10 protein-coding genes are annotated in these 12,760 nt (G+C 39.3%); 9 read left to right on the top strand and 1 reads right to left on the bottom strand.

Annotation, left to right across the window (positions count from 1 at the left end):
* The coding region (locus tag GC098_RS16765; protein ID WP_171644268.1) for an ABC transporter ATP-binding protein at positions 1-312 on the top strand (312 nt) is incomplete at its 5' end.
* Positions 313-439: 127 nt separating this feature from the next.
* Here the strand turns inward: GC098_RS16765 and GC098_RS16770 are convergent.
* On the bottom strand, positions 440-1,006 hold the full coding sequence (locus tag GC098_RS16770) for a 5' nucleotidase, NT5C type (protein WP_171644269.1): 567 nt from the start codon (positions 1,004-1,006) through the stop codon (positions 440-442).
* A gap of 204 nt (positions 1,007-1,210) precedes the next feature.
* Between GC098_RS16770 and GC098_RS16775 the strand changes: the two genes are divergently transcribed.
* The 8 genes from GC098_RS16775 to GC098_RS16810 form a co-directional block, all read left to right on the top strand.
* A complete protein-coding gene (locus GC098_RS16775) occupies positions 1,211-1,474 on the top strand; it encodes a hypothetical protein (protein WP_171644270.1) in 264 nt (87 codons plus the stop codon).
* A gap of 226 nt (positions 1,475-1,700) precedes the next feature.
* Positions 1,701-3,362 carry a cache domain-containing sensor histidine kinase gene (locus tag GC098_RS16780; protein ID WP_171644271.1) on the top strand — a complete coding sequence of 554 codons (1,662 nt, stop codon included), beginning with the start codon at positions 1,701-1,703 and terminating at the stop codon, positions 3,360-3,362.
* Between the two features lie 16 nt (positions 3,363-3,378).
* Positions 3,379-4,878 carry a response regulator gene (locus tag GC098_RS16785; RefSeq protein ID WP_171644272.1) on the top strand — a complete coding sequence of 500 codons (1,500 nt, stop codon included), beginning with the start codon at positions 3,379-3,381 and terminating at the stop codon, positions 4,876-4,878.
* Positions 4,879-5,012: 134 nt separating this feature from the next.
* On the top strand, positions 5,013-6,332 hold the full coding sequence (locus GC098_RS16790) for a sugar ABC transporter substrate-binding protein (protein ID WP_171644273.1): 1,320 nt from the start codon (positions 5,013-5,015) through the stop codon (positions 6,330-6,332).
* Positions 6,333-6,412: 80 nt separating this feature from the next.
* Positions 6,413-7,309: a carbohydrate ABC transporter permease gene (locus GC098_RS16795; RefSeq protein WP_171644274.1), complete on the top strand. Its 897-nt coding sequence runs from the start codon at positions 6,413-6,415 to the stop codon at positions 7,307-7,309.
* Between the two features lie 10 nt (positions 7,310-7,319).
* Positions 7,320-8,162, top strand: coding sequence for a carbohydrate ABC transporter permease (locus GC098_RS16800; RefSeq protein ID WP_171644275.1), 843 nt, complete (start codon positions 7,320-7,322; stop codon positions 8,160-8,162).
* Positions 8,163-8,169: 7 nt separating this feature from the next.
* A complete protein-coding gene (locus GC098_RS16805; RefSeq protein WP_171644276.1) occupies positions 8,170-10,275 on the top strand; it encodes a DUF5054 domain-containing protein in 2,106 nt (701 codons plus the stop codon).
* 227 nt (positions 10,276-10,502) lie between these two features.
* A partial coding sequence (locus GC098_RS16810; protein WP_171644277.1) for a DUF7402 domain-containing protein occupies positions 10,503-12,760 on the top strand: 2,258 nt, incomplete at its 3' end.

The following is a 12,760-nucleotide window of genomic DNA, read 5'->3' on the forward strand; positions in this document are numbered from 1 at the left end:
CCACTTGTTTTACATGCACTGGAAGCGGTAGACTTGCTGGATCGTAAGAAACACTTCCCATCCGAGCTATCAGGTGGGCAGCAGCAGCGTGTTGCTATTGCGCGAACGTTGGCAGGAGATCCTCCGATCATTTTGGCGGATGAGCCTACGGGAGCGTTAGATTCGAAGACAGGTGTGGAGATTTTAAGCATTTTAAAGAGATTAAATGCACAAGGTCGGACGATTATTTTGATTACTCATGACTTATTTATTGCGCAGCAGGCGAAGCGGATTGTGAGGTTTCGGGATGGGCGATTAAACGAAGTTGTCTAGTGTTTATAAGACCGGAACTCCAAATAAGGGGGTCCGGTCTTTTTATTTTTAATAAATTGTTTGATTTTTGAATGGAAATGGTACGGCATTCAACTGAGGGACGGGCAGTTTAACGAAGTAATTCTTATCATATCAAGTTTAGTTTAGATTCTAAGTAATCAAGATGCTTTTTTACCTCAATCCAATTTGAAGCACGAAATACCAAATCATGAGTAATGGATAAATTATATGACTGTTCATACAAAATAACTGGCTTATTTACTAGAGCAAACTCCTCTGCATAGTGAGGACCATCATCAATTAATACAACTACTTTTGAATTAATACATTCTTGGAGTTTGTTTTCAACAAGTGTAATATTGTGATAATTAATCTTATGATGTTTAAGCCATTCAATGGTAACATCGCGAAAAAGTAATGGTCGAGCAGTAATAATTGATATTTGATGCTGATTAAACAGTTGCTGTAATATTTCAACAGCCATCGGCAAAGGTGATGAGTTCCAATGAATTTCATGCCCATATTTATTATAAATTGCATCACGTTCTGCCTCATCCCACCCATATAAACGGTACAGATAAAAATCATTAACATCGTCGGGTGTTAATGATAATCCAGATGCTCTATTATAATATTGCAAATGAGCTGAAGTGGCATCAAGAATTGTGTTATCTAAATCTACTCCAATATGCAAAGGGGTAACAACTCCTAACTAAATAACTAGCTATTTCGGTAAACCCAGTATACCATATATTGAATTATGGTTATTCCGCTAACGGAGAAGGTTAGCATCATGACGAACAGGCAGTTAGGATGCCTGTTCAACTATCGAGTAGGATTGTTGAATAAGGTAGTGTTTCTGAAGGAATAATACTGGGAAAACATGGGCGGTAATGTTATGCGAATACAATTTCTTTTAGCTGTTGTGCTTCTTGTTTCGCCATTACAAGGTAACATCGCAAATGCAACAACGCCGGCTGACATAAAGATACAGGGGGCTCCAACCGAAGAGGTTCTTAAGGATTCACTATTTGCTTTGTTAATTAGAGGACTTCGGCGCCCTCTCCCATCGATAGGTCAGCTTGTGAGTCTTCTGACTGTAGGGGAACGTGCATTGAATTACGAGGAAGGTATAACACATCGATTAATTAATGTCGAATAATGAAATCTCATGTAATATGGAAATAGACACAATGTTCTTTTTCATGATATGGATAACGTCCACAAATTTACTACTTGGAAAGTGAGGAGTATCCATGTTAAGTTTCATCAAAACAAAGCTGCCAAATCGATCACTATATTTAACTATGGTTCTGTATTATTCGATGCTTTCCATATCTTCTTTAGTGGTGTTCGGTGGAATCATGTTTTATATTTTCTCTAATACAATGAGGTCGGACACTTTATCACACTCTTTAAAGATTTCCAGTCAGACCAGCATGAGTTTAGATAACTATTTTAAAGATATTGTTACTTCGTTGGAAATGGTTTCTACAAATCCAATAGTTATATCTAGTTTACTAGACTATAATACCAATTCCAGTTATACCAATAATGCAAATAGAAAACAAATCGCTGACTTATTGCAGAATACAAAATCACTCAAGCCTGATATCAGTAATATTTTTATATATAATCCAAGCTTATATTTTTCTATACCCAACTTAACATCAATAAATGTGAATTCACCATTTTTAAATCAAATATGGAATTCCTTAGTAGATATGGATCATACGAAGTCCATATTCTACCCAACCCATACCTTAGACTACTACTCAAATCCCAGAGATCAGAATGTGGTCAGCATGAGTTTTCCAATACGAGATATTAGTCATTTCAGTAAGACTAACTTGGGGATATGCTTTGTTGATTTTAATTTTGAGAAAATTGCTCAAATTATTGAACACACCAAGCTTGGCAAAAGCGATAGCATTATTTTGTTATCGGATGACGGTATTGTCATTTATTCAACTGATCCTAGATTTAAAGAAGGCAGCAATGAATTAGGAGGGCTTTATGTTGAACAGATCCTCCAGCAAGATACCGGCAATTACAATACAACGTTTCATTCTGAGAAATTGCAGGTCAATTATTCTACTTCTAAGGCGACAGGTTGGAAGTTGGTATATCTAAGCAAATTGTCGGAAATTCAAAAAAATGTAGATCGAACTGGAACTATAACCCTATATTTGGTATGTACCGTCATTGTTTTAAGTGTAGCCATGTCTATTTTTATTTCACGTAGAAGCTCCAAGCCGATCATTAAGCTCATGAAAAATATGCAGGAAGTAGGTAGAGGAAACTTCACAGCAAGAATTCCAGAAGATGAGATCTACTCGGAGTTTAGAATCTTAAATAGTGGTTTTAATTTGATGACTAATAAAATCAATGTTTTATTTGATGAAGTTTATACTGGGAAAATCAAACAAAGGGAAGCTGAATTCAAAGCATTACAGTCAAACATCCATCCACATTTTCTGAATAATACACTGCAGGTCATTCATTCATTGGCTATTTTGGAGCGCACATCGGATATCGAAAAAGTTGTTACTGCTCTAGGTAATTTATTGGAATACACAATTTATCAGAAAGAAACTAACGTGTTGATTTTTAAGGAACTTGACTATATTAAAGACTATTTACAAATTCAAAATATTAGATACGACAATACGATTCAAGTGGATATTGAAGTTGAAGAAAAGGTTTCTCGGAGTTATATTTTGAAATTGTTACTCCAGCCATTGATTGAGAATGCAATTTATCACGGATTGGACAAAATAGCTAAAGAGAGAGTGCTTAGTATTAGAGGATATACGGCAGATGGCAACATTTATTTCGAAATTATGGATAATGGAATCGGAATGACAGAGCAACAATTGTTTGCTGTCATTCAGAACCTTGAACAAAAAGTTGTTCCTGAAACAAGCATTGGATTATCCAATGTACAAGAGCGTATTCAGATCGCATATGGACAAGAATACGGAATAAAAATCCATTCAGAATATGGAAGAGGTACTAAATTAGTATTAGTGATCCCTTTAAACGGTTAAATACGAGGTGTAGATGATGAAAAAAGTAATGTTAATTGATGATGAGCCACTGATCAGGCAAGCCTTAAAAAAATTATTAGAACGTAATAAGCTGAATGTCGAAGTAATCGGGGAAGCGAATAATGGCATTGAGGCGTTGGAATGGATTGAACGTGAAAAGCCGGATCTTATATTTCTTGATATTCGTATGCCTCTTATGGACGGCTTTGAGTTGCTAAAAAAGCTTCAAGCCAAAAAAATAATGGTGAAGACCATTATTTTAACGGCATTTAGAGATTTTGATTATGCAACAGAAGCGATTGAGTTCGGAGCATACGGTTATTTGGTTAAGCCAATTGATGAAAGAAAATTAGTGGAAATGGTAGAGAAAGTGTGCCTGAAAATAGATGAGTTGAAGCAGACAGAGCTAGCCGCAAAACAAGTAAATGAATTATTGAAAACAAGTTATTTGGAAAGTTTACTGGAGGGTCACGAGCCTACTATCAGATTGGATAATAATGATGGCACCCTCCTAGAATTAAGAAGTAATAACTGCCAGTTAATGATAGTTAGGTCTTCTTTGACGATATCTGAAATAGATCCTTTATTGGAGAAAATGGGCTCCCGAATTCTTCTTAATTTTCAGGGGGAAATCGTTGTTGTATGTAACCATTCTACTGATTTTATAGATAATCTTACTGTCATTCAACGTCAATTAGGTGAAAGGAAAACTGCTTGTACCATTGGTGTAAGCAGCTTTGGTGTACCGTTACAGCAATTGAGAGATGCTTATCTGAAGGTCAGGGCATGTATTTTTTATCAAAAAGCCACTTCACTCCCTTATGTTTATGTGGTCGAAGGTGAAAACGAACGTGTTTCAACACAAGATTTTACACCTGATCAAGGGACATTTGAGCTGTTCGCCGAGAAATTGGTACTGGGTCTGAATGAGGAAGCATGCGAATTGATTCGCCAATTTAAAGTGAAGTTAGCAGATGCTATGCTGATTGATCTGGACCTCGTCTATCAGCTCTTTTTTGAGTTTGTGATACAAATTAAACAGAGAATAGCGAAAACAAATTTGCAAGATCGAATGAGTATCGGGATAGCAGAACTCAAATTTGTAGATATTCAAGCATACAAAACTTTGGAGGCGCTAAGCGCTTTTTTTGAACAAAAGACATTAGAATGTATACCTTCGCCTCAATTGGATGAAACTAGCCGAATGGTTCAGAAGATAAAAACGTACATTCAGGAAAATTATTCAAAAGAAGTTAGTCTCCATTCATTAGCGGAACAACTATTTGTCAGTAAAAATTATATCAGTTCTATATATAAACAAAAAACTGGGTTGAATTTTCTGGACTATTTGACTCAGGTGAGAATGGAGCAAGCTAAACACAGGCTGGAAACGACCGAGAAAGGAATTCTACAGATTGCTCAGGAAGTAGGCTATAAAAACGCAAGTCATTTCGGCAAGGTATTTAAACAAGAAGTCGGGATTACACCGGCAGAGTATCGGCAACGAATATTCTAATTGTGTTATTTTAGGACAGAAATCGATATTTCTCGATATTGTAGCTCATTCCGCCCAGGTATAAGATTAGATTATCAAATGGTAGCGTTGCCATTGGATATTACATTCAGAGTTTACTAAGGGGGAAATAAGAAATGAAAAAAATATTAAGCGTGATTCTTGCGACGATGGTGATTACCAGTGTAACAGCTTGCGGCACGAAAAATGGGGATGAGGGGTCAGCAGCAACGAAAGCACCAGATTCCAAGGCAACGAGTACGGCTAGTTCCACAAATGATAAGTTTACTTTGAAAGTTGTAGGCTCAGGGGCAAAAGATGATGGATTAGATATTGCGACAGAGATCTTCAAGAAAAAGTATCCGAATGCTGATGTGCAAGTAATTACTGCGCCGTGGGGCAACGGCGGTTCAGATATGCGTAATAAAGAGCTTATGATGTTAAGCAGCGGAGAAACTCCGGATGTTGGAAAAATGGTGTGGGGGAAAGAATTTTTCAGTTCAGGCGTTATTGAAGATATTACGGATCAAGTGAAGAATTGGGAAATTTATAGTCATTTAAGTGATGGGCAGAAAGATAGAATGACGTTAAATGGTAAGGTGTTTGGCGTTACTCAAAGTAATAACACGGTTTATATGTTCTACAATAAAGATATCTTGGCTAAAGTCGGTGTTACAGAAGCACCGAAAACGCTTGATGAAGTAGTTGAGATTGCAAAAAAAATAAGCGCAGCAAATTTAAAAACTGCAGATGGTAAACAGATTTATGCTACGAGCTTTGAAGGTGGGAACTGGGCAACCGATTATTGGTTATGGGCAAATGGTGGAAAACAGATGTCAGACGACTTCAAAAAAACACAAATCGATTCTCCTGAATCCGTAAAAGCATTTCAGTTCATGCAAGATTTTAGTAAAAATGGTTGGGCGCCAAAAATAGATGGCAGCTATGATAAGCTTTGGTTGAATGGACAGATTGCAATTTGGCCTTGTGGGGATTGGGATGTTCAGGCAACGACCAGCGCTAAAATTAATGTTGGCTTTGCTCCAATGCCAAAAGGGTCTTCTGGTCAAAGCACGACAAGTGTTGGCGGCGCTGAGTGGGCTGTATTTAAACAATCAGCACATAAAAAAGAAGCGGCAGATTTCCTTCAAATCCTAGTTTCAAAAGAATTCCAACTTAAATCTAAATCCTATATAACAGATTTATCTTTATATGATGATCCAAGTATGCAAGCTGAATGGAAGACGGCAGGAACACTAGAAGCACGAATGGCAGAAAAGCAGCAATTGCAGAATACAAAATACAATTTCTTGGAAGCTCCGTTTATTTTTCCAGATGCATCCAAAATTTATGCTGCAGCTCTAGAGAAAATTTTGGTACGCGGTGATGATGTTGAGAAAACAATGAAGGACGCAGCAACTCAAATTAATAAGGGAATCGCAGAAGCCTCTAAATAAGAACTATGATCTAGCAAGCTATTTATTGATCTGGTTTGGCAATTGCTGGACCAGATCAATGTATTTTAGGAGTGAAGCAGATGGAATCGACCATTCGACCGAAGTTGCGAAGAAGTAAATCAACGAATAAAGGTATCGTCTATGCGGCTATAGTGCCAACAATCTTATTTTTTGCCACTTTCTTTTATTACCCATTCTTTACGAACATCGTCTGGATGTTTACGGATTATAACTTTCTGAATCATCCTAAATTCGTTGGCCTAAAAAATATTCTGAAATTTATACATGATCAGAATGCTTGGCATGCATTAAGGAACACGGCTTTAATTACGATTATCAGCACGCCGCTTACACTCTGTGTATCGCTTGGGATCGCCATGGCAGTTTTTTATATGAAGCTTGGCAAAAGTGTCATTAGAGGTGCCGTATTTACAACCTACATTGTGTCTACAATTGTTGCATCGATTATTTTTAAAGTTTGGTTTAATGATGAGCTAGGTTATATCAATGGCATTTTAACAAGTATGGGTATTCACAGAGTACCTTGGTTAACTGATCCTTTCTGGGCAATGGCAGCTATTATTGTTCTCTGTGTATGGCTCCAAATGGGTTATTTTATGGTCGTATTTTTGGCCGGTTTATCTAATGTCGACTCGCAGTTGTTTGAAGCCGGAGTGATCGATGGCGCTAACAAGCGGCAATTATTCTTTCATATCACCTTGCCACAATTAATGCCAGTTATAATTTTTTCGTCAATTATTGTAGTAGCTACTTTTCTGAAAACTTACCCACAAGTAGCTATATTAACAAATGGCGGACCTTATCGCTCCACAGAAACGATTCTCATGTATATGTTTGATCAAGGGTTTCAGTCCCGTAATGTAGGTTATGCTTCTGTTATAGGAATTGTAATATTCATGATTACCATGGTTGTATCCCTACTACAATTAAAATTGACGAAATTTTTCTCGGAATAGGAGTGGCAACATGAATCAACCAAAAACGCAGTGGAATGTAATAGATTTGGCATTTTTCTTCTTCATGTTAGTGATAGCGATTATACTATTGTCACCTGTATTCTGGCTCGTGTCTGCCTCATTTCAGGGAAGTGGAGAAATATTTAAAGTACCCTTCAAATGGATTCCAAACCATATTTCCTTAGATAATTATATCAATGCGTGGAACGTTGGAAAGATTGGTGAAGCACTGTGGAATTCAATCTGTGTATCATTGCTAATGTTGGTTTTCCACGTATTTTTGTGTACGTTTAGCGGGTATGTGATAGTCAAACACTCTTTTAAATACAAGAATATATTAATTATGTTCATATTAGCGACGATGATGTTACCTCAAGAAATAACGTTTTTGCCGATCTACAATGTGGTCAAGTCGATGGGGCTTATTAATTCATATTTAGGTTTAGCGATCCCTTTTTTCTACAGCGGTTTCGGTGTTTTCCTAATGATGCAGTTTGCTCGTTCCATTCCGAATGAAATTATTGAGTCAGCTAAAATAGATGGTAGTTCTGAATTTAGTATCTTCTTACGAATCGTAATGCCGATGATGCGATCGTCAATGGCAGCGTTAAGTATTTTGGCCTTTTCTTTTATCTGGAATGAATTTGCTTGGTCTAGAATTGCAATCATTTCGGACAGTATGCGAACGCTGCCGATAGCACTCAGTTTTCTTGCCTTCTCGTCTGATAATTCAACCAATATTACGGCTCTATTACCGTCTAGTGTTATCGCCATTGCACCTGTAATGATCTTATTTTTTATTTTTCAACGCCAATTTATCGAAAGTGTGGCTAGTTCAGGAGTGAAGGGGTAGCTAATACATGTGTAAAATAAAGACGGTTCATGTTATTTTTAAAACTCATTTGGATATTGGATTTACCGATTTGGCTGAAAATGTAGTAAACAAATACTTTGAATTATATATTCCCAAATCGATCGAATTGGCCAAACAGTTGAAAGCTGACGGCGGGCCTGCGCAGTTTGTATGGACGACCGGGTCGTGGTTGATTCATGAATACCTTAAGCAAGCTACGGAAGAACAGAAACTTTTGATGGAACAGGCAATTGCTTGCGGTAATATCGCTTGGCACGGTCTGCCTTTTACCACGCATACCGAACTGATGGATCCTGCTTTGTTCGTGTATGGGCTATCGATTGCACAAAAGCTGAATGCGCGGTACGGTAAAAATACAATGACTGCCAAAATGACGGATGTCCCAGGGCATACGATAGGCATGGTACCTTATTTCGCTCAGTTTGGCATTCAATACTTGCACCTCGGCGTGAATCCCGCATCGAAAGTACCGAATGTTCCTGAAATTTTCGTTTGGAAAGGGAAAGACGGATCGGAAGTTGTAGTCAATTATGCGAGTAACTATGGAAATGCGGTAGAAATTGACGGATTTGATGAGGTGATGGTGTTTGCCCATACGGGAGATAACTGCGGGCCCCCTTCCTCCGATGATATCAAAGCAGAGTTCGCTCGACTCTCTGAACAATATCCCGGCGCTTCCATTCAAGCGTCCACAATGGATCAGTTTGCCGAGAAGTTATTGACCTTGAGAGATCGGTTTCCGGTTGTATACGAAGAGATTGGAGATACGTGGATTCACGGCGTCGGCACGGATCCGTTGAAGGTTTCACAGTACAGAGAATTGTTAAGGCTGCGAGATAAATGGGTGAACGAAGGACGGCTCGACCCTGATAGCAAGGAATATGCGGACTTCTGCGATCAACTCATCCTAATACCAGAGCATACGTGGGGATTGGATGAAAAGAAATTTCTAACGGATTTCAAACATTATGCCGTTCAAGAGTTCCGTTCGGCACGTGAAGCAGACCGGATAACGGATGAGGCTGTTCCGGATAAGTACAGCTATATCGGATCGTTTGCCATGCATGAATTTGACAGCCTTTCGTCGGAATTATTTTCGACATCATGGGGAGATCGAAGTTTCCGTTTCTTCGAGAGCTCGTGGATGGAACAGAGGGCATATGTTTGGCGTGCAGTGAATGCTTTACCGCTAGATAAACGAGTTGAGGCTAAAGAAGCCATTCAGTCTTTGGAACCGAAAAATGCATGGATTCAAAACGGACATGAGCTTAAAAGCGACGAAACATATGATCTCGGATCATTTCAGGTTGCATTTTCTGCAGATGGGTCAATTACTATGCTAAATGACCGTCGTGGAAAGATTTGGGCTGACAAGGAGCATCATCTAGGCAGTTTCCAATATGAATTATTTGGTCTTGAAGACTACAACAATTGGTTTGAAACTTATACAGCGCAACGGAATACAACGTATCATTGGGCGGATGCAGACTTTGGTAAGCCTGGTATGGAGTTTGCGGAGCCGAGACCGAAGCATAGACGATTTACGCCGAGTGTGAAGCGCATAGGGACTTGTTCAGAGGAAAATTGCGATGTTGTTCAAGTTCATCTTGAAATGCCATTAGAGAGTACTCAGTTGTATGGAGCTCCACGGGAGATTCGGATCGATTACAGATTTTACAAGTCACTGAATAAAATCGAAGTGGAATTAAGCTGGTTTGATAAGCAGGCTAATCGGCTGCCTGAAGCAAGTTGGTTTTCATTTGCTCCAAAGGTCGATAATCCGAATCTTTGGAAAATGGATAAATTGGGAGCATTGATCTCGCCTCTGGAAGTAGTTAAGGATGGCAATCGGAATTTACATGCGGTGAATTCCGGCGTCTATTACCATGGAAGCGACGGTAAGATTTCTATTGAAACGCTGGATGCGCCATTAGTGGCTCCAGGAGAGAAGAGACTACTACAATTCGATAATTCCTTTGTCTCGTTAGATGGGGGTATGCACTTTCTTCTGCATAATAATGTTTGGGGTACGAACTTTCCAATGTGGTATGAAGAAAATACGAAGTTCAGGTTCGTCATCAGCTTGAGTTAAATCGAAATCAGGATCAGTTTTCTAAACCGTGGAGGCTTGGATTTTCATTTCAGTTTGGTATTGAAGATCAAAGTGCTCCATGCTTTAGTTAATAATTGGAAGCGCTTTAAATTATAGGGGGGTGAGAGGTGAAGTTACTTGTTTTCCAGTAACTATTGATGGCGGAAATGTCCGTCAATGCGGAGTATTAATTGAATTCAATCTAAAAGATTCAGGGAGGCGTAAATATGCTAAATGTGAAAAAAGCAAGAAAAATGATTAGTGTAATGATTAGTGTAATGATTTTGTTTAGTACACTCGTATTTCAAACAAGCGATGTAAGTGCCACAAGCGATGTAAGTGCCGCAAGCCAACTTGTCACATATTCCGACCCGCCTGCTGGTACACCAAGCGTTTCAAATTTTACAGCACAGGTAAGAATTCCCGGAGGAATATACTCGAATTTATTCACATATGCTGCTCGTGTCATGAAAAGCGGAGTCACTGACGGTACAGCAACTGTAGGGTTTGTAATGTTTGACTGTTCCGATCAAGTGGAAATGAAAATCACATATAATGGCGGGACTGTCAATTCGGCAAAGATCTGGCCGCAGGCTTCTGGCATTACGCCTTCAATTAACGGCAACGTAATCACGATTCCGCTTACCGGACCAAAGAATATTGTGCTGGAAATAAATGGAGATATGTACAATTCTTTGCAGATATTTGCTAATCCTATGGATACCAATATACCTTCCCCAACCGATCCGAATGTGATGTTCTTTGGACCAGGACTTCATGCTTATGGTAATGATTCAAGAATTACAAGGGAGACCGTACCTACACATTACGGCGGCGGTACGACCACCCAGGATGTTATTTATGTACCAAGTGGAACAACTGTTTATATACAAGGCGGTGCAGTCGTACAGGCTCAAATCAAAACCAACCCTTTCCTTAACCAGACTGGCTGGCAAACTGCACCAAGAAAAAATAATATTACAATCCGCGGACGGGGTGTGATTGATGTTTCAAGGTGGTGCGGCAATTTTACCGACGCGGATCGCTCGCGAAACCCTGAGATGCCGGGTATTGTAATTGTCAATTCGGATAATGTAACCGTTGAAGGTGTCGTAGTGGTTAATCCTGAAAGACAGCAAATTCACATACACACCTCAACCAATGTAACAGTTGATAATTTTAAAGGGTTTACTGCAATGCTAGAAGGTGATGGTATTGTCAGTACCGGCGGTAACAGCTATGTGACTGTCAAGAACAGTTATGTCAGAACTTCTGATGATGCTTTGGTATCTGATTCCTCAAACGATCACATTTCATTTGACAATATCGTAGTATTCGGTCAAAAAGCCCATAGTATAATTGTCGGAGTTGGTAATCCATATGGAAGGCCGCTTGATTTTTACACTTGCACAAATATATATATTATTAATCATTACGAGGCGGAAACAGTTCAAAATGGTGTTTTTGGGATTGGTGCAGGGCAGAATGGTATGGTTAAAAACTTGGTTTTTAACAATATTATAGTGGAACGCAATTCCAAGGGCAGCTTGTTTAAGATCACACCATTTATACCATGGAATTCAACGATTGGAAATATGAGGAATTTAACTTTCCAAAATATATACTATACAACTGGGCCGAGTGAAGCCACTTCATCTATCACGGGAATTGATTCCACCCATACTGTTGATGGTGTACACATTAACAATCTGGTTATTAACGGGAGTAGAATTTCAAATATTCAAGATGCAAATATGACGATAGGGAGTTATGCATACAATGTGGATTTAGATAACATTAGCGTATCTGTAAATAAGATCCAAACGTCGAACGCCACAGTTACCGCTTCATCGTCAAACAATGCCAGTTTTTCTCCCGATAAAGTGGTCGATGGCATCATAGGTGAATCGAATACTGGCGAATGGGCGTCCTTGGGAGAAACCAATCCATGGATCCAGGTGAATTGGACGACGAATCAAACGATCAACAAGATTACCTTCTATGATCGGCCCAACTCGGGTGACTGGGCGCCAGGCGGGACGCTTTCCTTCAGCGACGGAACCTCTTTGGTGGTTTCAGGTATCCCGAATAATGGGAGCGCTCAATCTGTAACTTTCCCTAACAAGACTGTGTCTTGGGTCAAATTTCAGGTATCTGGCGGAAGCGGGTCGAATGTAGGTCTCTCAGAAATAGAATTTTACAAAGTGCCAGATATAACGTTTAGGAGCGTCACAGCGCCTGCACCAATAACAGTGGCCATCGGAACGGCAAAGACAGCGGCAGCTCTTGGATTGCCTGCTAAGGTAACGCTTGTTACCGATTCGGTAAATGTGGATGCCAATGTGAATTGGGATGTAAATCGTGCAAGCTACGATCCGACTGCCACGACGGCGCAGACCTTCACGGTAACAGGAGAAGTAACTCTGCCTTTTGAAGTCATTAACCCGCCCAGCATTCCAGTGACAACAAGCATTACCGTAACTAC

The sequence above is a fragment of the Paenibacillus phytorum genome (assembly GCF_013141715.1).
Classification (GTDB): domain Bacteria; phylum Bacillota; class Bacilli; order Paenibacillales; family NBRC-103111; genus Paenibacillus_E; species Paenibacillus_E phytorum.

Excerpts from the sequence above, each read along its gene's own strand:
- GC098_RS16795 (WP_171644274.1), top strand. The coding sequence starts at position 6,413 with ATGGAATCGACCATTCGACCGAAGTTGCGAAGAAGTAAATCAACGAAT.
- GC098_RS16775 (WP_171644270.1), top strand. The coding sequence starts at position 1,211 with ATGCGAATACAATTTCTTTTAGCTGTTGTGCTTCTTGTTTCGCCATTA.
- GC098_RS16790 (WP_171644273.1), top strand. The coding sequence starts at position 5,013 with ATGAAAAAAATATTAAGCGTGATTCTTGCGACGATGGTGATTACCAGT.
- GC098_RS16805 (WP_171644276.1), top strand. The coding sequence starts at position 8,170 with ATGTGTAAAATAAAGACGGTTCATGTTATTTTTAAAACTCATTTGGAT.
- GC098_RS16785 (WP_171644272.1), top strand. The coding sequence starts at position 3,379 with ATGAAAAAAGTAATGTTAATTGATGATGAGCCACTGATCAGGCAAGCC.
- GC098_RS16800 (WP_171644275.1), top strand. The coding sequence starts at position 7,320 with ATGAATCAACCAAAAACGCAGTGGAATGTAATAGATTTGGCATTTTTC.
- GC098_RS16780 (WP_171644271.1), top strand. The coding sequence starts at position 1,701 with ATGAGGTCGGACACTTTATCACACTCTTTAAAGATTTCCAGTCAGACC.